The 23561-nt window shown below is 64.5% G+C and carries 25 protein-coding genes; 14 read left to right on the top strand and 11 right to left on the bottom strand.

Annotated features, from left to right (window positions below):
* Positions 1-274 precede the first annotated feature (274 nt).
* Positions 275-1381 carry a DUF3800 domain-containing protein gene (locus AC1DQJ_RS13000; RefSeq protein WP_477603897.1) on the top strand — a complete coding sequence of 369 codons (1107 nt, stop codon included), beginning with the start codon at positions 275-277 and terminating at the stop codon, positions 1379-1381.
* Positions 1382-1460: 79 nt separating this feature from the next.
* On the opposite strand, the gene AC1DQJ_RS12995 is transcribed toward AC1DQJ_RS13000, so the two are convergent.
* The 3 genes from AC1DQJ_RS12995 to AC1DQJ_RS12985 all read right to left on the bottom strand — a co-directional run bounded on the left by AC1DQJ_RS12995 (position 1461) and on the right by AC1DQJ_RS12985 (position 3707).
* Positions 1461-2261, bottom strand: coding sequence for a hypothetical protein (locus AC1DQJ_RS12995; protein WP_477603895.1), 801 nt, complete (start codon positions 2259-2261; stop codon positions 1461-1463).
* A 13-nt stretch (positions 2262-2274) separates the two neighbouring features.
* Positions 2275-3360, bottom strand: a complete 1086-nt coding sequence (locus AC1DQJ_RS12990; RefSeq protein WP_477603893.1) for an ImmA/IrrE family metallo-endopeptidase — start codon at positions 3358-3360, stop codon at positions 2275-2277.
* A gap of 62 nt (positions 3361-3422) precedes the next feature.
* On the bottom strand, positions 3423-3707 hold the full coding sequence (locus tag AC1DQJ_RS12985) for a hypothetical protein (RefSeq protein WP_477603891.1): 285 nt from the start codon (positions 3705-3707) through the stop codon (positions 3423-3425).
* Positions 3708-3860: 153 nt separating this feature from the next.
* On the opposite strand from AC1DQJ_RS12985, the gene AC1DQJ_RS12980 reads away from it, so the two are divergent.
* The 5 genes from AC1DQJ_RS12980 (at position 3861) to AC1DQJ_RS12960 (ending at position 8271) form a co-directional block, all read left to right on the top strand.
* The gene (locus AC1DQJ_RS12980) at positions 3861-4193 is read left to right on the top strand and encodes a hypothetical protein (RefSeq protein ID WP_477603889.1); all 333 of its coding nucleotides are present in this window, start codon (positions 3861-3863) and stop codon (positions 4191-4193) included.
* A gap of 1 nt (position 4194) precedes the next feature.
* The gene (locus tag AC1DQJ_RS12975; protein ID WP_477603887.1) at positions 4195-4719 is read left to right on the top strand and encodes a hypothetical protein; all 525 of its coding nucleotides are present in this window, start codon (positions 4195-4197) and stop codon (positions 4717-4719) included.
* Complete coding sequence (locus AC1DQJ_RS12970; protein ID WP_477603885.1) at positions 4709-5239, top strand: hypothetical protein; 531 nt, start codon at positions 4709-4711, stop codon at positions 5237-5239. Before AC1DQJ_RS12975 ends, AC1DQJ_RS12970 begins: the two co-directional genes overlap by 11 nt.
* Positions 5236-6729, top strand: coding sequence for a ThiF family adenylyltransferase (locus AC1DQJ_RS12965; RefSeq protein WP_477603883.1), 1494 nt, complete (start codon positions 5236-5238; stop codon positions 6727-6729). Before AC1DQJ_RS12970 ends, AC1DQJ_RS12965 begins: the two co-directional genes overlap by 4 nt.
* Before the next feature lie 168 nt (positions 6730-6897).
* Complete coding sequence (locus tag AC1DQJ_RS12960; RefSeq protein WP_477603881.1) at positions 6898-8271, top strand: transposase; 1374 nt, start codon at positions 6898-6900, stop codon at positions 8269-8271.
* 79 nt (positions 8272-8350) lie between these two features.
* On the opposite strand, the gene AC1DQJ_RS12955 is transcribed toward AC1DQJ_RS12960, so the two are convergent.
* The 4 genes from AC1DQJ_RS12955 to AC1DQJ_RS12940 form a co-directional block, all read right to left on the bottom strand.
* Entirely contained in the window at positions 8351-9265 is a 915-nt protein-coding gene (locus AC1DQJ_RS12955; RefSeq protein ID WP_477603880.1) for a HEPN domain-containing protein, read from the bottom strand.
* Positions 9266-9331: 66 nt separating this feature from the next.
* Positions 9332-10909: a type IV secretory system conjugative DNA transfer family protein gene (locus AC1DQJ_RS12950; RefSeq protein WP_477603878.1), complete on the bottom strand. Its 1578-nt coding sequence runs from the start codon at positions 10907-10909 to the stop codon at positions 9332-9334.
* Positions 10906-11178 carry a conjugal transfer protein TraD gene (locus AC1DQJ_RS12945; RefSeq protein WP_477603877.1) on the bottom strand — a complete coding sequence of 91 codons (273 nt, stop codon included), beginning with the start codon at positions 11176-11178 and terminating at the stop codon, positions 10906-10908. The genes AC1DQJ_RS12950 and AC1DQJ_RS12945 overlap by 4 nt, the downstream gene beginning before the upstream one ends.
* A gap of 67 nt (positions 11179-11245) precedes the next feature.
* On the bottom strand, positions 11246-11527 hold the full coding sequence (locus tag AC1DQJ_RS12940; protein ID WP_477603875.1) for a conjugal transfer protein TraD: 282 nt from the start codon (positions 11525-11527) through the stop codon (positions 11246-11248).
* A gap of 170 nt (positions 11528-11697) precedes the next feature.
* Here AC1DQJ_RS12940 and traA point away from each other — a divergent pair, with 170 nt between their 5' ends.
* The 3 genes from traA to AC1DQJ_RS12925 all read left to right on the top strand — a co-directional run bounded on the left by traA (position 11698) and on the right by AC1DQJ_RS12925 (position 14747).
* Entirely contained in the window at positions 11698-13455 is a 1758-nt protein-coding gene (traA, locus tag AC1DQJ_RS12935) for a Ti-type conjugative transfer relaxase TraA (protein WP_477603873.1), read from the top strand.
* 63 nt (positions 13456-13518) lie between these two features.
* Positions 13519-14073: a hypothetical protein gene (locus tag AC1DQJ_RS12930; RefSeq protein WP_477603871.1), complete on the top strand. Its 555-nt coding sequence runs from the start codon at positions 13519-13521 to the stop codon at positions 14071-14073.
* Positions 14070-14747: a DUF6118 family protein gene (locus tag AC1DQJ_RS12925; protein WP_477603870.1), complete on the top strand. Its 678-nt coding sequence runs from the start codon at positions 14070-14072 to the stop codon at positions 14745-14747. The genes AC1DQJ_RS12930 and AC1DQJ_RS12925 overlap by 4 nt, the downstream gene beginning before the upstream one ends.
* Before the next feature lie 208 nt (positions 14748-14955).
* Here the strand turns inward: AC1DQJ_RS12925 and AC1DQJ_RS12920 are convergent, their stop codons facing one another.
* Positions 14956-15150: an SDR family oxidoreductase gene (locus AC1DQJ_RS12920; protein ID WP_477603868.1), complete on the bottom strand. Its 195-nt coding sequence runs from the start codon at positions 15148-15150 to the stop codon at positions 14956-14958.
* Positions 15151-15255: 105 nt separating this feature from the next.
* On the opposite strand from AC1DQJ_RS12920, the gene AC1DQJ_RS12915 reads away from it, so the two are divergent.
* From AC1DQJ_RS12915 to AC1DQJ_RS12900, 4 genes are all read left to right on the top strand, one after another.
* Positions 15256-15831, top strand: a complete 576-nt coding sequence (locus AC1DQJ_RS12915; protein ID WP_477603867.1) for a TetR/AcrR family transcriptional regulator — start codon at positions 15256-15258, stop codon at positions 15829-15831.
* Between the two features lie 183 nt (positions 15832-16014).
* On the top strand, positions 16015-16488 hold the full coding sequence (locus tag AC1DQJ_RS12910) for a GatB/YqeY domain-containing protein (protein WP_477603865.1): 474 nt from the start codon (positions 16015-16017) through the stop codon (positions 16486-16488).
* Positions 16489-16753: 265 nt separating this feature from the next.
* The gene (locus AC1DQJ_RS12905; protein WP_477603864.1) at positions 16754-17977 is read left to right on the top strand and encodes an MFS transporter; all 1224 of its coding nucleotides are present in this window, start codon (positions 16754-16756) and stop codon (positions 17975-17977) included.
* Between the two features lie 301 nt (positions 17978-18278).
* Positions 18279-19130, top strand: coding sequence for a hypothetical protein (locus AC1DQJ_RS12900; protein ID WP_477603862.1), 852 nt, complete (start codon positions 18279-18281; stop codon positions 19128-19130).
* Positions 19131-19367: 237 nt separating this feature from the next.
* On the opposite strand, the gene AC1DQJ_RS12895 is transcribed toward AC1DQJ_RS12900, so the two are convergent.
* Positions 19368-20078 carry an alpha/beta fold hydrolase gene (locus AC1DQJ_RS12895; RefSeq protein WP_477603860.1) on the bottom strand — a complete coding sequence of 237 codons (711 nt, stop codon included), beginning with the start codon at positions 20076-20078 and terminating at the stop codon, positions 19368-19370.
* Between the two features lie 378 nt (positions 20079-20456).
* On the opposite strand from AC1DQJ_RS12895, the gene AC1DQJ_RS12890 reads away from it, so the two are divergent.
* Positions 20457-20936, top strand: a complete 480-nt coding sequence (locus AC1DQJ_RS12890) for a DUF4440 domain-containing protein (RefSeq protein WP_477603858.1) — start codon at positions 20457-20459, stop codon at positions 20934-20936.
* A 102-nt stretch (positions 20937-21038) separates the two neighbouring features.
* Here AC1DQJ_RS12890 and AC1DQJ_RS12885 read toward each other — a convergent pair whose 3' ends face one another.
* Both AC1DQJ_RS12885 and AC1DQJ_RS12880 read right to left on the bottom strand, forming a co-directional pair.
* Positions 21039-21356: a lysozyme inhibitor LprI family protein gene (locus AC1DQJ_RS12885; protein ID WP_477603856.1), complete on the bottom strand. Its 318-nt coding sequence runs from the start codon at positions 21354-21356 to the stop codon at positions 21039-21041.
* A 365-nt stretch (positions 21357-21721) separates the two neighbouring features.
* Positions 21722-23527: a calcium-binding protein gene (locus AC1DQJ_RS12880; protein ID WP_477603854.1), complete on the bottom strand. Its 1806-nt coding sequence runs from the start codon at positions 23525-23527 to the stop codon at positions 21722-21724.
* Positions 23528-23561 lie beyond the last annotated feature (34 nt).

Raw genomic sequence — 23561 nt, 5'->3', positions numbered from 1 at the left:
GCAGCGGCGAAAAAGCTCGACGTGAATTTGGAAGAGCGCAGCTGGCGCGAACGGCGTCAGCAGCCACCATCGATGCAGCGACTACAATGCAAGCGTCATAGTCGAACACAGGGGCCCTTGCCTTACGCGCCGCGGGCCCGCTCCGCCCAGGCTTGGCGTGACGTAGGTGCGTCGCCCTGGGCTGCTGTCCACAACGCTATGTCTCTATCTACCCGATGGGCAAGCATCTTCATCCGGGGTATTTCGTGCGGAGACAAGGAGCGGCGGGACGTTGATGAAGACGAGTAGCCCGCCTCCAACGAAGGACATTTTCTTCGATGAGTCCGGCTTTACCGGCCGCGCACTCCTCGATCCGGCCCAGCCGAACTTCGTAATCGCCTCGACGATCATTCCGGACGCGGAAGCCGAAGAGATTCTTCGGCGCTCATTTCCGCGATATCAGGCTGATGAATTCAAGTTTCAGAAAATCTGGGGGCGCCCTGTCTACCGCCAACAGCTTCCTGCATTTTGCGAGGCCGTAGGTTCGGTCAAAGGCGGCGTTTACATTTGGCGGATCGACAAGAAATTCTCCGTCCTTGTGAAGCTAATCGACTACCTCATGGAGCCGATCGCCCATTCTCAAGGGGTGGATTTCTACAAGGACGGATACGGCTACAAGTTGGCGAACTATATTCATTTTGGGCTTGCCCATATGGCTTCGCCCGGACTGTACGACGCCGTGGTCGGCGCGTATTTCGAGTTCGCCAACGCCCCGTCCGAACAGAGCCTCGACCGTTTGCGGTTCAGGCTGAACCTCATGGCCAACAGCGCAGACGCGGAGTTGCGATGGTTCTTTAGGGCGGCGCATACCGGGGCGATCCTGTTCCATCGCTTCTGCGACATCGAGACTTTTCGCGACACCTTAGAAATCTATCTTACTTCGATGCTGAGTTGCGTGGGCTATTGGTCAGGCCAGATACCAAACCGGCTGCGCTTGCGGCACGACCAGTCAAACGCGTTCTTTGCGCAGCGTGGCCTTTGGGACGCCATGACTTCTCAGGACGTTCCCGAGCAGCTTCACCCGGTGGCCAATGGCCCACCGATCAGGTTTCCGCTGCCCGTCGATGCCACTGAGCCGACGGACTCCAAGGCCAGCTACTCCATACAGCTCTGCGATCTCATTGCCGGCCTTACGGCCAAGATAGGCCTGCTTCGAGAGACTGAAAATGGGCGCGCGGAGTTTGAGCCCATCCTGAACACCAGTTTTGCGCATGTGCCGATGAACGGCGTCGCTCCGGCACCGGACTTCCCCACCTCGCATCCGGCCAATCTGGATGGACCTGATCCAGTAGATCAAATGCTGGGCATCATCCGGGCAGGTGGCGGACTTTCTAAATTGTAGGAGCAAACATAGAGCGGATAAATGTGTGGTCGGAGCCCAATAGCCTGGAGGCTATCGGGAGAAGGTCCGCAAACGCTTCTTAGTCGGCGGGCGGTACGTTCGGATTCTCGATCAGAAACAGACGGTCCGCTGGTCTAGCTTCTATTACTCGTTGCGCCGCGAACATGCGCATCGCTGACGTCGGCGCAGGATTCAGATTGATGTCGTTGACGCGGAATGGCGTAGTATCTGTAAAGTACACGGGACCACGCACGCCCCACCTCGAACCATCCGCAAAGCCAAACTCCAGTCGCCAAGCAAAGTTTTCGTCCGCGTCGCCAGACTCGATAAGCAAACGGTCAAACCACAGCGGATCTCCCATTCCGGGATCGCCGTATGCAGCAATAGATGCTTCCCAAATCCGCTGCCGTGCCGCGATAACCTTGCCCTTGTTTCCCGGATCTCTTGGAAACGAGACAGGAGTGCCAGAAATTTCTTCCAGCAACAGACTTCCAAATCGCATCCATAGGGAGCCAGTTTGGAGCAACTCGTCAGAAACTTCGTACTGGCTAAAAATTCTCAGTAGGTCGGTCCGCAGCTCACTTAGGCCCAACGCGGCAGGGACCACCAAGTCAATCGCACCATGTTCGCCTATGTCACGATTGAGGCGCTCAATAAGAGCGAGGGCAACAGCGCTATTGAGTTCGCTATGCTGCAACCAGTCGCCGAAGAACTTGGCGGTTTGATAAATATCGGCGAGCCCTTCCCTTTCAATCAGCTTCCGAACCTGACGGAATATTTGCCCCATCTGATCGACATTCAGAGCGCCGAGACCGCGCGGCTGACTTGTGTATCGCGCAAGCCGCTCTTTTAGGTTCTGGGCGGGCGTTGGTGGGCGCATGCGGGTCGCAACTTCAGTCCGCAAGTTGAGCCGTCGGCTCACCTCGCCCAAGCATTTTCGAGAATCGACGGTAGTCCTTGTTTTCGCGCTGCCAGCGGCCAGCCACCACGGCCGGATGCACGGCAGCCGCAGCGGCGATGGTCATAATGCCCTCCGCGTCAAGATCAGGCGAACGATGCTGTCTCCAGATTTTCGGCGGGATCAGAACGTCCTGCGCAAACTCGTCCGCCTCTTCCTCAATATCGTCCGAGGTCTTCAACTCAAGGTCATCCAAAATCACAGGACGGCTAGCATTCAGATGACGGGCGACGTGGCAGAACTCGTGCAGCAACGTGAACCAGAAATTGTCGAGCCGGTCATAGCGTAACGTCACGGCGATCACCGGCGCACCATCTGTCCGGCGAAGGGCGGCGCCATCAAGATAGGTCCCAGGGAGGTGCTCTAGCACTACGAAGGCGATCCCGAACGACTTCAGCAGGCGCGGCACCCGCGCGGGGCCATCGGGATGAACACTGAGGCGAGCGAGTTCGCTGCCCCAAGCTGCGTCAACCTCCCCCGGCATCCCGGGCGGAAGCTTGATCGCATTTGCTTTGGTGATGACCGCGGCGCACCACGCGTCCAGGGCCGCAAGATCAGTCTTCGCGTTCGTCCGCTCCGTACGGGTCTTGCGCAGCAAGGCTGCCTGCCAGGCCTGCGGCATGATCCGGTCAACGAACTGATCGATCGTCTCGCGCGCCTTCATCACCCCAAACGTCTTGACCTTCTGAACTGCCGCCTGCGATGGCTGCTGCCGCTTTGTTAGCGGCAGCGGGGCCGACGGCGCGATCAGCGACGCAGCTGGAATACCCAAGTGTCGGTTTAGAGCGCGGATCATTTCGATCGAAAGCGACCTAGCGCCGGACATCACCTCCGAGACGCGCGCCCGCGATCCAATGTAGGGCTCAAGGTCGCGGGGCTGCAGGCCCAGCTGAGTCATGCGGAAACGAATGGCGTCGATCGCCGCGACCGGCGGAAGCTCATACTGGCTCCGCTCCCAACGCTCGATAAGCGCCTGCAATACCTCCAGCTCGTCGAGCGACTTAGCGTCGGTCTTCGACATCAGGCTCGAGGCGCGCCGCAGGGTGTCGTCGTAGGTCCTAGACGACCGTATTGGCGCAATCTTCATCGCAACACCTTGCGCGGCCGGGACGGAGCGGTCCCTGACCGCACGTCGCGGCTTCCGGCGAATTCTATCAAGGCGATTCCCAATCTATAGTTGAAGGCGATCACAGTGCTCACCCGTTCGTCCAGTGCGACGATCAGTTTGTCCTCTTCCCAGGACGCGCGGGGGAAGCATTCGGCGACATCTTCCCGACACCGCCAATCGGCGGCTTCCAATTCGGCCCAAAGTGCCGCGCAGGCACCGCGCACGGCGGACGAGGCGTCGGCCGCGGCTTCGATCAGCACGGATGCTCCCATGAGCTTCATCGTCCTCGGATAACCCCTTCAGGCGATTCAAACATAATAGATCCCAAAATGGGAGCACTCTATTGCACCCCCTCCCGAAACATGTGAGACACCATCAGCGCTCCCATTTTGGGATCGCTTAGGAGAGACAAGATGCAGAACGGCGACAACGACCCTCCCGACCACTCTCGCGCTGCCGGCCCCAGCCACGGCCCGAAGGAGATGACGGTCCATTTCCTGCACCTTGGGGATCGCGAGAAGGCGAACTTCAAGGTTGCGATCGACCGCACGCTGCAATCGATTTGGGACCAGGCCTACGTTGAGATGGAAGTGACGAAGACTGACCGCGATGTGCTTCAGGCACCCGCGAAGAAGGGCAACCCCGTCAGCCTAATGGACCACCTGAGCCTGACGCTCGCGCAGGCTCAGCAGGCGAAACTCTGCGACAAGGACTTCGAAATCGCCGCCGGCACCGGCGGAGCCTAGCGTGGCGTCCTACACCGAATCGCCGACCCTGGACCTCGCGGCCGGCCGCGAGGTCCTCGACTGCCACCTAGCGCAGGCCCTGGCGCTACGAGGCGAGACGCTGGAGAACTTAGCCTGGCGTAGGGTTGGCCCGAGACGCCTGCTCGTGCCGTTCCGCGCGACGCGGGATGGGCGCGGCGACGACTATCTGCTCCGCCTCGACTTCGTCACCAATCACCACTGGCCGCCGAGCGCCCAATTCGTTGACCCAGAGACACTCGACTATCGCGGGGTGATTGACCAACATCACCTGCCGCGCCTGGAGTCGCCGGAGGCGCACGTGCACGCGGCGTACACTTGCCCGGCCCATCCCGCGCCACAACAGCTGATCTGCTGCTCGGCGACGCTCGAATACTACACGACCCTTCATGGCGGCGAAGACGCCAAGATCTGGCGTGAGGGCGATACGTTCCTGACGACCTTGGGCGCCATCGGCCGCGCCATGGCCTCCCACTACCAAGGAAGGTTCTCCCCACATGGTCAATGATGAAGGCTGGCGCACGCCGCCTCGGACGGTCTACCGGCCGACTGGCGCTGTCCTCGAAGTGCCACTGGACGCGGTGGAGGCGACTCTGAAGCTGCTGCAGCGCGCCGGTGCTCGTGAGTCTGGGCTCTTCTGGTACGGGCCGCGCGGTGCCCAGCGCAGCGTCGTTACCTCAGTGCGGGCACCGCGCCAGCAGATGAATCCCTTCAACTACCGTGTCACCGCCGAGGCGATGCGGGAGATGGGCGCTTCGCTTCCCGACGACCTTCGCCCTCTGGCCCAAGTTCACAGCCACCCCGGAGATTTCGTCGAGCACTCGCCCTACGACGACGAGATGGCAAGCACCCGACGCGCGCTCTCTCTGGTCTTCCCGCGCTACGGCCACCTGAGGTCTCCCTGGGCACAGGGGATCGGCGTTCACGAATGGCAGGACGACTACTGGCATCTACTGACCCCGGCTCAAGCGCTGACTCGTTTGGTGATTGGCCCGCGGGCTGGTGTCGAAAGGATCGATTTCCGATGACCGCTGAGCTTGACATTGGCGACCGCCACCTGCGGTCCCTGGACGGCTTTGAGGATGTCACTAGGACGCTGAGCGTGCGCGTTGTGGCGGGCGAGATCTTCGCCTACCCGTCGGCGCAACACCTGGTCGCCTGCCTCGCCAACCTGCTCGGCCGCCTAGTCAAAACAGTCTCTCGAGTGCAATTTGACCTGCCGTCAGGCCCCTGGAAGGTCCCAATGGGATGGCCGGGCGGCGCGTTATCGCCAGCCGACACCCTAGCGGAGTTGGGGAGTTGGGCGACCGCCGGAGAAGTTCCGATTTCGGTCGGCGAGGGCCCCGCCTGCGATTTCACTATCTGCGTCGGCCCCAGGCCCAAGGCCTTCGTCGATCCTATCGACCTTTGTGTGTTTGGGGCCGGCTGGCGCGCCTGGATCGGTACCGAATCCCAACTCTCGGCCTTCCCGCCGCCGGACCTCGAGCAGTGCAATCCGCTCGGCCCTTATCTTGGCGCCTGCCTGGCCGCTGGCGAGGTGTTTAAGCGCGCGCGGCGCCTGAAGCGCGGCACATTCGCCAGCAACTTCGGCTACTCACTCTGGACGGGCTTTGAAGGTGCTTGGCCTACGCTCGGAGACGGCCCACCTCTACGCGATATGATACTCCCGCCCATCTACATCGTCGGGGCCGGCGCCGTAGGCCAAAGCCTGCACGCGATCCTGGCCGCCGCCGAACTGCGCGCCACTTACCTCGTCACGCTCGACGACGACGTCCACGACGGCACAAACCTCAACCGTTGCGTTCTCGCAGGGGTGGGGGACGTCGACCATCCGAAGACCGAAGCGATTACACGCTGCAGGGAGGCCGCCAACCTAGATGGTCTGGAGTTCCAGGGGACGCTGGCGCAGTACGTCATGCGCGGCAACTCTGTCGGCCTGCGGGACGACGTCGCGGCGCTGGAAGCTGCTGACTGCTTCCCGATCGTCATCTCGGCGGTCGACAAGAATACCTCCCGGCAAGACATCCAGGGCCTAGCCCCAGACTTGGTGATCGGCGGTAGCACAGTCGGGCTTAGCGCCAAGTCCAATGTATACGATGGCGAGGAAGGCGCGCCTTGCCTCGGCTGCCACAACCCCCCCGAAGACGATGGAGCGCGGCTGCGCGAGGTGGAGCAGCGCGTCCGCACCATGTCGGAAGATGAGCTCCGCACATATCTAGACGGCCAAGTCGAGGAACTCGACCGCGTCGTCGCCTACGTTCAAGGCGCCGAGAAATGCGGCTCCGTTGGCGAGGCCCAGTTCCAGGCCTTCGCAACGAGACGAGACAAAGAATTCTCCGTCTCATTCGTCTCGATGACCGCCGCGATCTTGCTCGCGACGCGCCTCGTGCACCAGCTCGCGCCTGCCAGCTCGAAGCGCCAGCGCCCCGGGATGTCTACAGTAGCGCTTCGAAATCTCGCTACCGGCGACGACGCCCTATCGAAAGACGCGTCTTGCCCGCGATGTCGCGGAACGTAGGCCCCTTCGCGGAGGGACGTGTGCCGACATCGAGCCTTCTAGTGGTTCTAGCGCAGTTCAGAAGAGCGGACCTCATGAAGGTCCGCTATGAGCCGATTGTGTTGAAAAAGGCCGGTTGAAGCGGTGACTCGGGCCTGATTCACTCTCCTGACGACGGGAGGGACGGCCATGATGGGTGATCGCCGAGTCGACCAGGCGGCGCTGTTCTACGAGTTCTCGCTCGAGCGCCACGTGCCAGCCGACCACATGCTGCGGGCCATCGACAGGTTCGTCGACTTGGAGGGCGTGCGCGCCCACGTGGCGCCATTCTACAGCCCGATTGGCCGGCCCTCGATCGATCCGGAGCTGCTGATCCGGATGCTGATCGTCGGCTATTGCTTTGGCATCCGGTCGGAGCGCCGGCTGTGCGAGGAGGTACATCTCAACCTCGCCTATCGCTGGTTCTGCCGGCTCGGCCTCGACGGCGACGTGCCCGATCACTCGACCTTCTCCAAGAACCGCCATGGCCGCTTTCGCGACTGTGATCTGCTGCGACATCTGTTCGAGACGGTCGTTGAGCGCTGTATGTCTGAAGGTCTGGTGGGCGGCGAGGGCTTCGCCGCCGACGCTAGCCTGATCAAGGCCGAGGCCAACCGTCAGCGCGGCGTCCCAGGCGCCGAAGGGCTTCCGCCTGAGGCGGCCAGCCGGGCCATCAACGAGTACCTGGCGGTGCTCGACCACGCCGCCTTTGGGGGTGCGACGCCAGTCGTGCCGAAGTTCATCTCGCCGGCCGATCCGGCCTCACGCTGGACTGGCGCCGACAAGGGGCCGGCCTATTTCGCCTACGCCACCAACTATCTGATCGATCTCGACCATGCGGTGATCGTTGACGTGGAAGCCACCACGGCGGTGCGCCAGGCCGAGGTCGGCGCGGTCAGGACGATGATCGAGCGGGTGCGCGAGCGACATGATCTGCAGCCTGCCCGGCTGGCGGCGGACACCGCCTATGGCTCGGCCGAGATGCTCGACTGGCTGGTCAACAAGCAGCGGATCGCGCCGCACATCCCGGTCATTGACAAGTCCGGCCGCGACGACGGGACCTTCGCCCGCAGCGACTTCACCTACGATCCAGCCGCCGACACCTATCGCTGCCCGACCGGCAAGACGCTGAAGCGCAACCGCCGCGCCTTCCGCACGCCGCGGCCCAATGCGCCACCCGACGACACCTATCGCTATCGGGCCACCAAGGCAGACTGTGACGCCTGCGATTTGAAGAGCCGCTGCTCGCCCAACACACCGGCGCGGAAGGTGACCCGCTCGATCTACGAAGGCGCCAGGGACCTTGCCCGCGAGATCGCCAAGACCGACGCCTACATCACCTCAAGGCGAGAACGGAAGAAGGTCGAGATGCTGTTTGCGCACCTCAAACGGATTCTGAAGCTCGACCGCCTGCGGCTGCGTGGTCCCCAAGGCGCCCGAGACGAGTTCCACCTCGCCGCCACGGCCCAAAACCTGCGCAAACTCGCCAAGCTGATCCCGCCGCCGAGCCTCGCAACGGCATGAAGGGGCCGAGCGGCCCATCGCGCCTGCTAGCTGTCCCGACCGAGAACCGACTTCTTCAACACAATCAGCCCATTGCGGCCTATTTCGCCGCAGCGTCTCTCGAGTTCAGCTTCGCTTCACAGACCTGCTGCACAAGGCTTTGCAGCACGCCGACCCGCTCGCTCAGCCAGGTCAGCTCCTCATCGCTGATCGTGTAGTTGGGCGAGTACCGCGCCTCGACATAGGCGCGGCGCAGCAGTTCGAAGCAACGCTGCTCGAAGCGCGTTGATCGCGGCCAGGCCGCCGCCAGAGACGGTTCGAGGCGCTCGGCCTGGGACCGGAGGAAGTTCAGCCTGTGCGACTTCGGACTGTAGAGGGTCAGCACCAGCAGCACACAGACGTAGAACCGCTCAGTAGCCTGGTGGAGCTGAAAGGCCGCCTCTTTGGCTCGGCCCTGTGACGCCGCGTAGCGCCCAGTATCGGCAAAACCGGCGGCGCTCAAAAACCATTCCTGGAAGAGGTCCTCTGCCTCGGCGAGCGCGGCCTCGGCGCTCAGCGGCTCCGGTCTCTCGAACTCATGCCCTGGTGCCTCGTAAAGCGCGGCGCCGTCCTTGAGGATGTCGACGAAGAAGTAGCGGCCAAGCCGCAGCTTCTGGTTCACGTCGGCCAAGCTGTGGACGATGAAGTTCACCGGCGCTGAGATGTGCTTGGTGATCGTCACCTCCTGGAGCAGCCGCTCGTCGGCCTTGGCCCAGTATTCGACGACGTCGGTCAGATCCTCGTGGTCGACCACGACCAGCAGGTCGTAGTCCGAATAGTAGCCGCCGACCGGATCGGCGACCCAATCGCCGCGGGCGTAGGATCCAAACAGGATCACCTTGAGAATCTGGCCATTGCGGCGATGCGCGTGGCTGCGATGGGCCTTGGCCGCATCGAACTCCTCAAAGAGGATGCGCACGATGCGTTCGAGCTCGCTCTTCTTGTTGGTCGGCAGATGGTCGAGGTCGGTGCGCATCAGGACCTTTAAGTGGCTTGAGCGTGGGCGGCTGGCAAGCCGTCAAGGTTGTGGTGTTTCGGAACGCTAGGCATCGAACAGCCCCTTGAACTCAGGATCGGCGAAGTGCCTGACCTTCCAGGGCGCCAGCACCGCCTTTCCAGGGCGGAGCAGCAGCAGGCGGTCTGACCGCATCCGCAGGATCTCGTCGGGCGTCATCAGCGGCCTGGCGACATAGTGCTCGGTGTTGCTCTCGCCATGCGTGGCAAACGGCTGGTTGAACGCCTGCGAGCTGCTGGTCCCGACGCTGGTGTAGTGGTCGGTCATCGTGCCCAAGGTGCGCGAGACCCAACTGGCGGTATCAATGTCGGCGACGTTGAATACCTGGATCGCGCCGGCGTTGGAGAGGAAGGTCCCGGCCTGCTGACCATAGATGCCGCGTAGCTGGTGGATGTCCTGGCAGATCGCCCAGAGCTGCACGCCATAGCCGGCCATCAGCGCGAAGGCGCGCTCGACAGGCTCAAGCCTGCCGAGCGCCGCGAACTCATCGAGCAGGAACAGCACCGGGCGCCCAGGCGGACGAAAGCTTGAGCCGCGCGCCAGGTCGTGGATCGCGAGCGAGACCAGCAGGCGCAGCCAGCGCGAATAGGTCGAGATCCGCTCGGGCGGCAGGACCAGGAAGATGCTGGCGCCGCCGGCCTTCAGATCGTTGAAGGCGAAGTCGCTGGCCGAGAGGCTCTCGCGCATGCGTGGGCTGTCCAGGAAGTGCGTGTGCCGCTGCGCCGCCGAGAGCACGCCAGCGGCCTCGCGGTCGCTCTTGGCGAGGTGGCGATTAGCGGCGCGGGCGATGAGCCCGCCGGCCGCGCGGCTGGCCTGCATGCGCTTCAGTTCCCCTGAGAAAATCTCCGGCGCTGTGGTGAGCATTTCGCGCACCCGCGAGAGCGTGCAGCCGCTCGGGGCGAAACTCGCAACCACATGCATGATGAGGCCGGCGATCAGCGCCTTGGCTTCTTCGTTCCAATGCGCCTCGCTGACCTGGTGCGGCGGGTCATAGACGAGCGCATCTGCAATCAGCGCCGCGTCATCAGCAATGTCCGGGCTGTCTTCGCGCAAGCCCGCCAGCGGATTGAACCGCGCGAGCGGCTGGCCGGAGACCTCGAACGGGTCGAGCACATGCACCGGCCCGAAGCTGCGCCGCGCCCTCGCGGCGATGCGCGCATTCTCGCCCTTTGGATCCACGCAGATAATCGAGCGGTCGCAGGTCAGTAGGTTCGGAATGATCGCGCCGACGCCCTTGCCGGACCTGGTCGGGGCGATGGTGACGACGTGCGCAGGACCGCCATATCGCATCAGCCATCCGTCGCTGGCCCGCCCAACGATCAGCCCGTCCGGACGGGTGAGGGCAGGGCGCTCAATGGCTTCGTCGCCAAAGGTCGCAGAGCCATGGGCGTCCATATAGACGGGCCGTGATTTGGCGCGAGCCTTGCGGAAGGCGATCCAGCCGCCCAGCGCGAGGCCTGCGTAGCCGAAGGCGTCGCGTGCGATCTGCGGGAATTGATGGTCCAGCAGCCCAGCGAGGAAGAGGCCGACGCTGACGATCGCGACCCCGCAGAACGCGCCGACTGCGATGTCGAAGACGAGGTAGACGACAGCGAGGGCTCTCATCGATCGTCCTCCGCGAGGCGCGGGCGAAAACCGCGAAAGATTCCTGCGTGTTTTCGCTCGCCCACTGCGGCTTCAAAGGTGCGCTTTCCGCGCCGCCGCCAGAGCTCGCGCTCATGGTCGCCATCTGGACCTTGAGCCAGATCGGCCAAGCCGAGCAGGGCGCCGTAGATCATGGCGCGGTCGTCGCCGGTGGCTTCGACCAAGCCGGACTTTTGCAGCAGGCCGCCGAGCTCGATCAGCCGGCGGGTGCGTTCGCGTCGCTCGCTCATCCAGGGTCTCGTTTCGCTGCGCGCCCTTTGGGCTTCGAGCCGCCGGCGGGCGCTGATGATCCGGCGCTCAGCTTTCGCCCAGTTCGCCAGGCGTTGCAGGAGTTGGCGTTGGCCGCCGCGCTTGGAGCTTGCGAAAGAACGCCTCGCCCTTGGCGCGCCAGTCGTCCTTCTCCGCGGGCTTGGCGTCCTGCGCTCTGAGCAACAGGCCCGCGAGGATCTCGAGCTGGATGCTCTCGCCCACGGTGGCCATCACCAGCTCGCCAAACTGGTTCACACGCTTGGCTTTCAGGTCCCTGGCCTTCTGCGCCAGGGCGCGCAGCTCGGCGTCGATGTCGCGTGGCTTCCTCATCCGCGGATCTCCTGTTGGCCTGGCGGGCATCACGAGGCGGGAAGTCTGCGGTGCGAGCCGGCGGCAGGGGACCCCGCAACCTTACGGGGTGTGCAGTCAGTCACGACGGCCGGAAGGTCGGAGTGCGCGCTTATACGTCGTGTCGACGTTGCGCTTCGCAGGATCGAGGCATGGCGATCTACCATTTCGCAGCCAAGGTGATCAGCCGCGGGAAGGGCTCGAGCGCGGTTGCGGCGGCGGCCTACAGGTCGGCCTCGCGACTGTTCGATGAGCGCATCGAGCGCACGCACAATTTCACCAGCAAGGCCGGCGTCGTTCACTCCGAGACCTTGCTGCCGGAAGGCGCGCCCGAGCGCTGGAGCGACCGCGCAACCTTGTGGAATGAGGTCGAGGCCGCCGAGCTGCGGAAGGATGCGCAGCTCGCCCGTGAAGTTGAGTTCGCGCTGCCGCGAGAGATGCCGCAGCGGGAGGCCGTCCAACTGGCCCGTGACTTCGTGCAGCGAGAGTTCGTGTCGAAGGGGATGGTGGCCGATCTCAACGTGCATTGGGACATCGGCAAGGATGGCCAGGCCAAGCCCCATGCGCATGTGATGCTGACGCTGCGCGAAGCTGGTGAGGCCGGCTTCGGCGCCAAGGTTCGCGACTGGAACCGGACCAACGCGCTTGGCAAGTGGCGCGAAGCCTGGAGCGCCGACGTCAACCGGCGCCTGAAGCAGCTCGGCATCGAAGCGAGCGTCGATCATCGCACGCTCAAGGCGCAGGGGATCGATCTCGAGCCGCAATCAAAGATTGGGGCGGCCGCCGCGCGTAAGGAAGGCCGGGCCGAGTGGTCGGAGCGGGCGGAAGTCCATCGCGCGATCGCCGCGCGCAATGGCGAGCGGATCATCTCTGAGCCGAGGATCGCGCTGGATGCGATCGGACGCCATCAGTCGACGTTCACCGACCACGATCTCGCCCGCTTCGTACATCGGTACACAGACGGGAAAGAGCAGTTCGACGTGGCTCTGGCTGCGGTGCGGGGCAGCTCGGAGATCGTGCGCCTCGGGCGTGATGGCGCAGGACGCGAGCGCTTCACCAGTCGCGACATGCTAAGCGTCGAACAACGGATGGAAGCGGCAGCGATGTCGCTGGGACGCGCACGCTCGCATGGCGTCAATGATAGCGCCCGCGAGCGCGCGCTGTGGCTCTCAGAACGGGCCGGTCTGAAGCTATCGGCGGAGCAGGCCGATGCGTTCCGGCATGTCACGGAGAGGCGTGGCCTGTCGGTCGTCATCGGCTACGCAGGCACCGGCAAGAGCGCGATGCTCGGCGTCGCCAAATCGGCCTGGCAGGCGAGCGGCTATCAGGTTCGTGGGGCGGCGCTTTCGGGCATGGCGGCCGAGAACCTTGAAGCTGGGTCCGGGATCGCCTCGCGTACGCTGGCGAGCTTCGAGCACGCCTGGGAGCAGGGCAGGGAGGTGCTGACCCCAAGGGATGTGTTGGTCATCGACGAGGCCGGCCTGCTCGGCTCACGGCAAATGGAGCGCATCCTTGGTAAGGCTGAGGCCGCCGGCGCAAAGGTTGTGCTGGTCGGCGACCCCGAGCAGCTGCAGGCGATCGAAGCGGGAGCTGCCTTCAGAGCCATCGCCGAGCGCCAGGGCTCCGTGGAGCTCACGCAGGTTCGTCGTCAACAGGTCGATTGGCAGCGGGCGGCGACGCGTCTGCTGGCCACGGAGCGCACTGGCCAGGCGCTGGCCGCCTATCATGCCTCCGGCATGGTGCACGCGCACCCCGACGCAGCTTCGGCGACGCGAGCGCTGGTGTCGGGGTGGGACCGCGCCCGCGTCGAGAACCAGACCTCCAGCCAGGTGATGCTTGCCTATCGGCGCGTCGACGTCGCCGAGCTCAACAGTTTGGCCCGTGAGCGCATGCGGGAAAGCGGCGCGTAGGGCAATGATGAAGCGGTTGCGACGGCAAGCGGCGAGCGAATTTTCGCGCCGGGCGACAGGGTGATGTTTCTGCGTAACGAGCGCTCGCTGGGCGTGAAGAACGGCACACTGGGCGAGGTTCGGGTGGTCAGCGACGGCGCGATGCGGGTGCGTCTCGACGGCGGCGCCGAGATCGCCGTCGAACTCAAAGACTACAACCACCTCGATCACGGCTACGCCTCGACAATCCATAAGTCGCAGGGCGTGACCGTCGATCGCGCGCACGTTTTGGCCAGCGCGCATATGGACCGCCACGCGACCTATGTGGCGCTCTCGCGCCATCGGGATGAGGTCACGCTGCATTATGATCGCGAGACCTTCGTGGATCGACGGGCCCTGGAGAGCGCGCTGAGCCGCGAGCGGGCTAAGGACACAATCTTGGACTACGGCGCGCGGCGCGATCGTGATGAGACGCGCTCCGGCGTCTTCGCAAGCTTCCGGCCTCGCGCCGATCAACTTCAGCCGGCCCAGGCACCGCTGGAGATGCCGTCCCGCGGCCCCGTGCAAAAGCAGCCCGATCAAAGCCAGCAACTCAGTCTGGATGGGCCTGGCAAGCGGGGAAGGGGGCTCGAGCTGTGAGCGAGCGCGGCGCCGAGGAGGCCTTCGACAATCTGCGCGGCGAGGTGGCTTTGCTGCGGCGGGTGATCGAGGGGCTGCTCGCGGAGCCGTCCAAAGCGTCTCCGGAGATCGCCCGACAGCTTCGCAGCCAGGCGGGTGAACTCAAGCGCCTGGCTGATGAGACCGAGCGTCTGGCTGGTCAGCCGGTGCTGGCCCTCACGCCAGAAGCGCTGGCCGATCAGCTTAGGGGGATGAGGCGCACCGTCGAGAATGAGCTGCATGCACCATGGAGGGTCGCAATAGTTGACGTAGAGAGGGCCGGTGCGGAGCTTGCTCGTTGTGCGGGGCAGGTACGAACCTCGGAGCATCAGCGGCGGCAAGTGACCATCGTCGCTTTGATGAGCGGCTCGCTGACGCTCGCCAGTTGGCTCGCCCTATCAGGGCCGATTGCGAGAGCTTTGCCAAAGCAATGGCAGGTTGCTGAGCGCTTGGCGGCGGCCACGCTGGACGAGAGTCGCTGGGAAGCGGGGCGGCGTCTCATGGGCCGAGCAGATCCGGCTTCCTGGCGAGAAATCGAGGCTGCAAGAGAGTTGATTGCTCAGAACGGACCTGCGCTGAGGCGATGCGCTCGGGCCAGCTTGCGTCCAGGGGCAGAGCGCCGTTGCACGGTAAATCTGCCAATAAGGAGGGGTTGATTCCGAAGCCCGCGGCGTAGACCGCTGTGGGCTCTAAGCGGTTCATCCGTATGTCCGCTGCCAGACATCAAGGGGGGCTCCGCGGCAATGACCGCGTTGGGCTCAAAGCGGTCCACTGCGACGTCCGCTTCGCGTCGAGCCAGCGCCGGCGCCGATCACCGGGCTTCGCTCAAATCGGCCCACCACAGCTGGCGCGCCGCATTCTAGGTCAGGCGGTCCATCCACCGTCGATGGTCAGGCTGGCGCCCGTCATGTATCCGGCGTCCGGCCCAGCCAGCCAGGATACGAGGCCCGCTATCTCGTCTGGCCGGCCGTCGGCCGCCAGGCGGCGCACGATGGCGGCGCCCATGCCCCGTGATCCGCCGAAGACCAAGGCCGGGGCGGTGGATGTTGAGATCGTCATCGGAAACTCCATTATTGACCACACAGTCCATAATGGATGTAGATAGAGGATCGATCGGTCAAGAATAATATTGACTGATTGGTCTGAAACCCAGATAGTGGCGGGATGGGACGCCCAGCCGAATTCGACCGTGACCAAGCCCTCGGGGCCGCGATCCGTGTCTTTGCGCGTCACGGCTTTTCGGCCACCTCGCTGAGCGACCTGCTTGAGGGGATGGGCATTGCCCGGCAAAGCCTCTACGGGGCTTTTGGAGACAAGCGTCGGCTGTTCCTTGAGGCTCTGGAGCGCTACTCCGACGCCTCGCGACTGCGGATGCAGGCGGCAATGGACAAGGAAGACAAGGCGCTAGCCGCGTTGGAGGCTGCGCTCATGATCGACCTTGGGACCGGAGCAGACCTGGAGACGGGGTGCCTGGGGGTGGGCTCGATCGCAGAGTTCGGTCGGTCGGACCCAGAGGTCAACGCCTTGGGCGACCGCGCCGGTGCGGAAATCGCGAAAATGCTCGCCCGTCGCGTTCGAGACGGCATGGCCAGCGGCGAGCTCAAGGCGAGCCTCGACGCCGACGAGGTCGCCAGAATGCTGTTGACGCTGAAGTCCGGCCTCAAGATCTCGGCCCGAGGCGGAGATGACCAGGTGAGGCGGAGCGCACGCCTGGTGCTCTCCGGGCTTGCGGCTGAGTGAGGCGCGCGGGTCCGCAATAGGCGTCCGAGCCCGAGCCTGCTCTTGGCGCATGGCTGACGGAATGCGGACATGGACATTGTTGGGAGGCTGCTACGGTGGCCCTACGGCGCGACCGCGCTTGAGCGGCGGTTTCCTTCCCCCACTACAGAACCGCCGAACAGAGTGAATTGAAAGGACGGCGACATGGCTTTGCTTGACGAGCTCAAAGCTGACCAACTGGCGGCACGTAAGTTGAACGACCGTCTGAAGGCTGACTTGCTCACTACACTGATCGGCGAAGCTACGCAGATCACGACCGAAGAGTTCAAGCGCGGCGTCACGGAGGTCACTGATGAAAAGATTGCCGCAACCGTCGCGAAGTTCCTAAAGAATACGAAACTGACGCTGGAGAACCTCGCGAGCGAGCGCGCGCGCCTGATCGAAGCCGGCAGCGATGCGTCGAAGATCGACCAGCGCACCAGGGCCGCGGAAACCGAACTGGCAATCCTTTCCTCATATGGCCCAAAGCAGATGACGGAAGCGGAACTACGCGAGGCCATCAACGATTTCCGGGCCAAGAACCCCGACGCCAACGTCGGGACCATCATGGCCCACCTGAAAACTAGCTTCGGCGGTCAGTATGACGGCAAGGCAGCCAGCGCATTGGCCAGGGGGTAGGGCACGCCCGCCGTCAGGAGCTAAGCCCTCCCATCGTCCGCAGTGGTTGGAAGCGGACCTTCGCCCCCGATCTGCGAATGACCACTTCCCGCGCGGGTCCCAAGGTCCGCTGCTGGCGCTAGGCGGTCATTCCCGTTGAGCCGCGGCTGGACCCAACGAGGGCCGCGCCGTCACCTGAAAGGGCTCGGCGGGTCTTAGTGCGCCGCGGCCGATCAACGTCCGGAATGCGCCAGCCCGCGCACGGCTCGGACGCTACATCGGCGCAATGACTCAATCTTATGACCATCAGAACACGCATAACCTGGACACGGGCAGGATCCTGTATCTGGCCTTGGCTGCGGCCGTCGCGACATCGACGAGCTATACGGTTCAGCCTGAGCTTGCGTTGATCGCGGCGGACCTGAACGCGTCCCTCGCCGCGACCAGCGCCGCCGCCGGCATGCCGATCATCGGCTACATGCTGGGGTTGGCGCTGTTGGTCCCGCTTGTCGATCGCACGCCTGCCCACGTCCTGATCCCAGCGCAACTCGTAGCGCTCGCTAGTGCTCTGGCCCTGTCGGCTCTTGCGCCCTCAGTCGAAGTCTTCGGGGCGGGCCTCCTGTTGTCGGGAATCTGCGCGAGCACCGGCGCGCAGATGAGCACGCTGGCGGCCAAGTACTCTGCACCCGAGCGCCAGGGGCGGGCTCTCGGAACCGTGACTGCGGGTATATCCGCTGGCATCCTCCTGGGCCGATTGCTCGGCGGGGGACTCACCGACGCAGTCGGCTGGCGAGCCATGTTGGTTCTCGTCGCCGCAGCCTGCCTGGCCTGCGCCGCCGTCGGGCGCGCCCTGCTGCCGCGCTCCGTTCAACCCGCCCCAAGCTCCTGGTTGTCGGGACTAGTATCTTCGCCCCGGCTTCTACGCACATATCCGGGGCTGCTGATCGCGGCCGGCACCGGCGCACTATGGTTCTTCGCCTTCAGCTTGGTCTGGGTGGGCGTTTCGCTCGCCCTCTCACTGCCGCCCCATAGCCTCCCGCCTACGATGGTCGGTCTCTACTCACTTGCCGGTCTAGCCGGCATGGCCGCAACGCCCTGGGCCGGACGTCTGGCGGACCGTTTCGGAAGCAAGATGGTCGTCATGATCGGCCTCAGCCTTGCCGTGGCCTGCACCCTCGCCGCGGCGGCTGGACTGGGTGTCGCGCCCCTAACCTTGGCTGCCCTGGCGCTTTTCGACGTCGGACTCTTTAGCGCGCAGGTCGCAAACCAGCGCCAGGTGCTGCGCCTGGACCCGCTCCGACCGGCGCAGCTTAACAGCATTTACATGGTCATTTACTTCGTCGGCGGCAGCCTGGGGGCGGCCGCTGGCGGCCCGATCGTGTCGGCCTTTGGCTGGCCAATCGCCGCCGGAACGGCCGCTTTGGCGATGGTCCTGGCGCTCGTTCTCTACGGCTGCCGTGCGCCTACCGCGGATGGTGTGGGCGCACCATCATCGGCGCCGGGGGAGTGAGATTTACCTAGGCGGGGGCGCGCGACCTAGTCGTCCTCACAGGGCCTGGACACGGGGCGCGGGGGCAAGAGGGCCAGAGGCGCGCTTAGGAAGTCTGGGATCGAGGTTCAAGCCCGCTATTTGGACGAGAGGGAACGTCTGCAGCTGGCTCCAGGCGGTCATTCGCCGCTGACCACGCTATGAGCGGAACGGTCACGAAGATGACGTCGGCCCGCCTCGTGCCCTGAAGCCCGTAGTGGGTCGACAGCAGGCCGCAATTCAATAAACAGCAGGGGCCCGCAGCGCGGCCATTGGGGGGGCTGTGACGACACTGTTTTTTCTGGTCCTGGCGACAGGACTGGCTCCGTTGATCATCGGGACCCTGCGGCTAAGGCCGTCGGCAAGCGGTCCATCGGTGCAGATCAGCTCAATAGTGCTCTGCGCCCTGGCCTTCAATCTGAGCTTCTTCTGGCAGGAATTGTGGCTCGTCGTGCCCAAGGCGTTGACGCCGGGGCTGTACCCCATCCTCTACCACAACGATCACGACTGGAGCGGCGAGGCGCCGACCGTCGAACTCTTGCAGGGGACCGGCGCGCTGGCGACGCTGGCAAGCGGGCTGGCGTCGTGCGCGGCCCTGGCCCTGCGGCGTGGCGGTTCCGCCACGCAGCGGGCGTTTCTGTTCTGGATGGGCTTTGAGGGCCTCTTCCAGGCGCTGACCCAGCTGGCGATCGGCACGCTGCTCCCGGGCAACGACATGGGCCGCGCGCTGACCTATCTGAATGTGGGCTCGGTCGCCAAAGCGGCCCTATTGGTCCTCGCAGTCGCGGGAATGTCGTTGGCTGGCCTCTGGCTCGCGCGCTTATGCCCCAGCGAACTGGGAGTTCGCGCAGGCGGCCGAACGCGGGCCTTCGCCTATGGGATGATGATCGTGACCATGGCCGCGATCGCCCTGATCATCCCGTTCCGCCTGCCGCGCCCCCTTGTCGAGGTGGCGCTCATCCCCTTGGTGGTGAATCTGGTCGGTGTAGGCTGGTTGATCATCGGGGCAGGGATCAAAGGCCCGGACGCCCAGAGTGTGGTGGAAGGCCAGCCCGGCTTGGTCGGTCCGGTTCTGGCTCTCGGCGTGACGTTTGCCGTATTCCAACTGGTTCTGCGGCCAGGCGTGGCGTTCTGACTCGGATGGGCGAAAGGTGGCCGGATCAAGTGAACGAAGCGACGCTGTCGGAAAGTTAGGTGCTCACAGCGCCGGTTTTGAACGGTCCGCAGGAGCGACCGTGAAGTCCGCTTTCGGGCCGAATGCAAACTTCCGCTATTGGCGCATTTCTGTCGAATTCGGCCGCTCCGAGCGACAGCACCGAGAAGCGGACCTCACGAACGACAGGGTAGGGTGGGAAGCCGACCTTTGGCTCGCTCAGCGAGCAGCCGCCTGCAACAGCGCCGCTGTGAGTTCCTGCGGCCGATCAAGCATGATGTCATGGCCGCAGGCGATCTCCCGCGTCGACCAGCCCCGGGCCTTGGCGCGCTCGTAGAAGCCGGTGAACGGTGTCCCCTCCCAGCCCGCCGCGTAGATGTAGTGGATCGAGCCAACCGCGGCGGCGCTGGGGTCCAGATGCAGCTTCTGCTGGAAGCTTGCCAGCGGCTGATCGGTGCACTGGTCGTCGACCCAGGCCCGGTCAGCGGCATTGACGTTGAACACCGCCGCTGGGATCGGCGGCACCCGCCAGCCGTCGCCGAGCGCCGCGGCCGCCTCCAACTGTCCCTGGCGATGTTCCGCCGGCAGGGTGTCATGCAGGGACTGACCGTTCTCCAGCACGAAGGCGTCCAGGTAGACTAGCGCCGCGATCTTCTCGCCCATTCGATCCGCGACTCCGCTGATCACGCAGCCCCCATAGGAGTGACCCACCAGGACAACGTCTGTCAGCTCCTCCCAGCGCATCAGGTTGGCGACATCGTCGATGTGCGTATGGAGGTCGACCTCCCGGGACAATAGGTGACGCCGCTCGCACAAACCGGTCAGGGTCGGGGTGAACACGGCGTGCCCCTGGGCGGTCAGCTCCTCGCGCACCCGCTTCCAGCACCAACTGCCGTGCCATGCCCCCGTAACCAATACGAAAGTCGCCATCGCCAGCCTCCCGCCGCTCCTGCGCCGATAGCGTAACACGGGTATGCCACGTACTGCCAAGCTTACTGGCGGCGTTCGACCGGAAACCGGACTCTGCGCATGACCTTGCAGAGTCCACACTTGGCTCTGCGGGCGCTCGGCAAGCAGCCAGAGGGCCAGCGGAACGTCCGCTGTTGGGCCGAGGACCAAGGTCTCTTCGTGGCGCATTCGAGACTGATGAGGTCCACCTGGGACAGGCCGAGACGTGGAGTTGAGCAAGGTCAGGTGAGGGTCGATCTTGGTCGCTCTAACTGCGGCCAATCGGGCGCTTTCGGTCGATGGCGACATCCCGGGAAGTCGACCTATTATGAGGCCGTTTCGCGGAGAGGGGAGTGTGACTTGAGGTACTTGCTCCTCATTGCCGCTTTGCTAGCAGCCGGTCCGGCCCTCGCCGTACCTCCGGTAGGCCCGAGGAAGGCCGAAGCTGCAGTCGTCGAAGCGTACGCTGCTGCCCTTGAGCGGAATGATCTCCCAGCCTTTCGCAGCTTGATCGCAGACGATGCGACGATCGTCGATGGCGCGGGCAAGGTGATCGACAAGAACGATTGGCTTGCGACCGCTGGAGTCGACTTCCCTCGCACCCGGCGGACGCGGATCCTGAGCGCTTTCTCGGGCTACGCTCCAGTGCCCGGTCAAGTGACCAGGCGGTTCGTGCTCGTGATCGAGTTCACCCGCTGCCATCCCAACGCCGTTGAGTGCTTCCCGCGCTGGCGCACTGAAACCATCACGATCGCCGCCGATAGGATCATCCAACTGCAGACTTCCAGCGACTTCGATCTTCGTCGATCGGGAGCGGGAGTATGGACATTTTACGATTAGCACTTCGCAGTGAGTAGCGTCCGCTTCTCGGCAAGAAACGAACTTCCGCTGATGGCGCACTTACGACCTGAGCTGACGGCTTTTGAGCCTCTTCGCCGCGGCTTACCGATCCCACCACGATGCGAGGCGTTCGAGTTCGACGGCCCGGTCGGCGGCGTGGTCCGACCGACAGAGTAAGTCTTCGAGTGGATGCAACGTGCCGCCCTTGGATAGCGCCGACTGGAAGGCGCAGTCGTCACTGATCCAGCGGTGCCATTGGTTCGAGGCTTGGAGTCTTTCGCCCTCGAGGCTCGGTTGGGCGCGCTTGTCGAGCATGACCTTGCGCACGACTGCCTTAACCCGATCCTCTCTAGCCTGAAGCAATGCTTCCCATGCCTTCGCTGAGAAGGCGGCGCAGTCGTTGAGATCGTGCTGACTCATGGTCCCATGCGACAGCTCGCATTCGTTATAGGCCGATCTCTTGCAACCGCCAGGCGGCCCAGCCTTGGCTAGGCAGCGCTCAATGATGAATCGCGCGGATTCGCTGCCTTTGTCATCTGACCAAAATGCCGCCTGAGCGGCCGGTGGGGCCGCTCCAGCCGCAGCTGAATTCGTGGGCCATGCGGGAAATAAGAGAACTAGCGCGGCAACCCACCCGATCCTCACTGTGCGCCTCCTCGGCTAAGGGCGTCAAGGAAACGACGATAGATTGTGGTTGTCGACGATACAATCTAAAAGGTAACTTCACGAGTGATTCTCAGTGAAGCCGCGCGCTACGGTTTAACCGGGCCCTCGGCCGGCGTGCGTCAACCCACGAATATCCAATCCCCGGTCAGCGACGACAGTGACACTCCGACCAGCACCATCTGCCCGCCCAGGCCCATGGTAATGATTGTGTCGGCTCCAACTTGCGCCACGGTGTACGTCGTCCCCGGATCCAGCATTACGCGGTCGCCTTCAGCCCGGTTGAAGTCGGTCACCCGGTCCAGGCCCGCGTCGCCGAAGCTATGGAATAGGTCGGCCCCGGCGCCGCCGGTGACGACGTCGTCGCCCCGGTCGCCCGAGACGTAGTCGTCTCCCGCGCCGCCTAGTACGACGTCGTTGTCCTGGCCTCCGCGGACGGTGTCGTTCCCGTCACCGCCTTGGCAGGTGTCTGCGCCGATGTTGCCGTAGACGATGTCCGCGCCGCCGTCGCCGGTCAGCAGGTCGTTGTCTTTGCCGCCGACAACCCAGTCGTCGCCGGCCCCGCCGGCCACGGTGTCGGCCCCCGTGTTGCCGTTGATATCGTCGAAGCCCGACCCGCCCTGGATGCGGTCGTCGCCCGCTTCGCCGCGCAGATAGGTCTGTCCCTGGCCTGTGTCCGCAGCGCCAGGAGGCAGAGTCGCGGAGATGGTGTCATCACCATTGCCGCCCCAAATGGCGTCGCCGCCGCCGGCGCCGGCCAGCACGTCGTCGCCGTCATAGCCCCGCAGAAGGTCCGCGCCCGGGCCGCCATTGACTGTATCGCTCCCCGCCAGGATGGTCGCGAATGCGGCCTGGGTGGCGTCGGTCGCTACCCAGGCCCCGATCCCAGTCGCCGGCAAAGAAAGGCCGGCGAACTGACCTCGGATGACGCCGAGCCGAGAGCCGAGGTCCGCGAACGTGAGCTCGGTGACCGTTCCTCCCGCGAGCTGCTCGTTGGCGTCGTAGGCGAGGCCGACCCCCACGAGATCCGCCGTCGCGAGGAGCCCGTCTAGGACAAGGTGGGTCGACGTCGCGAGGTCGATGTCAGCGCCCAGCAGGTGCGAGATGTGGGCGTTGTCGAGGTTGCCCGAGATGGTGGCCGTGACGCCGCCGCCGGCGGGCGCCAGGGATCCGGTGGCGCGCGGGGCGGTCACCGTCGCGACAATGTTCGACGCTTCGATTGCGTCGAGCGTCCGCGAGCGAAGGGTCACCGCGTCGTCCGCCGTCCGGTCGTCGGCCTGGCTGTCGGCGAAGACGATGACGTCGCTTCCAACCTGCACGGCGACGTAGTCGACAGAGCCGTACGCGATCTGGGCGTCGGCGAGCGATTGGGCTGCGGCGAAGGAGCCCGCGGTCGCCTCAAGGTAGTTTGTTTCCGACCCGGCGGGCCTTAGGAAACTCACGCGGTCCTGCGGGCCCCAATCGAGCACGACGTCCCTCTGGCCGACTGCCGCAGGGGAGTCACCCGCCTCGACGATAAACAGGTCGCTGCCGTCGCCGCCAACCAGGCTGTCGGCGCCGTCACCGCCGCCCAGAACGTCGTCGCCGCCCGCGCCGTCGAGGATATCGGACATGCCGGAGCCCGCCAGTCCATCGTCGCTGGGTCCGCCCCTGAGGGAGCCGGCGCCAGGAATGCCGATCGCGAAGGCGGACCCGTCAGGGAAGATGATATCAGCGCCGCCGGCCAGGCCGACCCCAAAGACGACGGTCCGGCCGCCTGGGATGGAAAGCACCGACAGCGAGGCCGGCTCCGTCGTTGTCGCCGCGTTGAACGTGACCCGCATGCCGGCGCCCGTGGCGGCCGGATACGAAAAGACCAGGGTGTCGTTGGCGCGGTCGAACGCCAGCGCCTGCGCCGCTGTGATGGTTTCGAAGACATAGGTCGACATCGACCCAAGCGCCCCCCAACGCTCGAAGACCCGC

Source organism: Phenylobacterium sp. P4_E10, assembly GCF_056401675.1.
This window is presented reverse-complemented; position numbering and strand designations above follow the sequence as displayed.

Excerpts from the sequence above, each read along its gene's own strand:
- AC1DQJ_RS13000 (WP_477603897.1), top strand. The coding sequence starts at position 275 with ATGAAGACGAGTAGCCCGCCTCCAACGAAGGACATTTTCTTCGATGAG.
- AC1DQJ_RS12990 (WP_477603893.1), bottom strand. The coding sequence starts at position 3,360 with ATGTCGAAGACCGACGCTAAGTCGCTCGACGAGCTGGAGGTATTGCAG.
- AC1DQJ_RS12955 (WP_477603880.1), bottom strand. The coding sequence starts at position 9,265 with ATGCGCACCGACCTCGACCATCTGCCGACCAACAAGAAGAGCGAGCTC.
- AC1DQJ_RS12970 (WP_477603885.1), top strand. The coding sequence starts at position 4,709 with ATGGTCAATGATGAAGGCTGGCGCACGCCGCCTCGGACGGTCTACCGG.
- AC1DQJ_RS12940 (WP_477603875.1), bottom strand. The coding sequence starts at position 11,527 with ATGAGGAAGCCACGCGACATCGACGCCGAGCTGCGCGCCCTGGCGCAG.
- AC1DQJ_RS12915 (WP_477603867.1), top strand. The coding sequence starts at position 15,256 with ATGGGACGCCCAGCCGAATTCGACCGTGACCAAGCCCTCGGGGCCGCG.
- AC1DQJ_RS12930 (WP_477603871.1), top strand. The coding sequence starts at position 13,519 with ATGTTTCTGCGTAACGAGCGCTCGCTGGGCGTGAAGAACGGCACACTG.
- AC1DQJ_RS12895 (WP_477603860.1), bottom strand. The coding sequence starts at position 20,078 with ATGGCGACTTTCGTATTGGTTACGGGGGCATGGCACGGCAGTTGGTGC.
- AC1DQJ_RS12965 (WP_477603883.1), top strand. The coding sequence starts at position 5,236 with ATGACCGCTGAGCTTGACATTGGCGACCGCCACCTGCGGTCCCTGGAC.
- AC1DQJ_RS12995 (WP_477603895.1), bottom strand. The coding sequence starts at position 2,261 with ATGCGCCCACCAACGCCCGCCCAGAACCTAAAAGAGCGGCTTGCGCGA.
- AC1DQJ_RS12880 (WP_477603854.1), bottom strand. The coding sequence starts at position 23,527 with ATGTCGACCTATGTCTTCGAAACCATCACAGCGGCGCAGGCGCTGGCG.
- AC1DQJ_RS12945 (WP_477603877.1), bottom strand. The coding sequence starts at position 11,178 with ATGAGCGAGCGACGCGAACGCACCCGCCGGCTGATCGAGCTCGGCGGC.
- AC1DQJ_RS12980 (WP_477603889.1), top strand. The coding sequence starts at position 3,861 with ATGCAGAACGGCGACAACGACCCTCCCGACCACTCTCGCGCTGCCGGC.
- AC1DQJ_RS12950 (WP_477603878.1), bottom strand. The coding sequence starts at position 10,909 with ATGAGAGCCCTCGCTGTCGTCTACCTCGTCTTCGACATCGCAGTCGGC.
- AC1DQJ_RS12960 (WP_477603881.1), top strand. The coding sequence starts at position 6,898 with ATGATGGGTGATCGCCGAGTCGACCAGGCGGCGCTGTTCTACGAGTTC.
- AC1DQJ_RS12920 (WP_477603868.1), bottom strand. The coding sequence starts at position 15,150 with ATGACGATCTCAACATCCACCGCCCCGGCCTTGGTCTTCGGCGGATCA.
- traA (WP_477603873.1), top strand. The coding sequence starts at position 11,698 with ATGGCGATCTACCATTTCGCAGCCAAGGTGATCAGCCGCGGGAAGGGC.
- AC1DQJ_RS12885 (WP_477603856.1), bottom strand. The coding sequence starts at position 21,356 with ATGAGTCAGCACGATCTCAACGACTGCGCCGCCTTCTCAGCGAAGGCA.
- AC1DQJ_RS12910 (WP_477603865.1), top strand. The coding sequence starts at position 16,015 with ATGGCTTTGCTTGACGAGCTCAAAGCTGACCAACTGGCGGCACGTAAG.
- AC1DQJ_RS12905 (WP_477603864.1), top strand. The coding sequence starts at position 16,754 with ATGACTCAATCTTATGACCATCAGAACACGCATAACCTGGACACGGGC.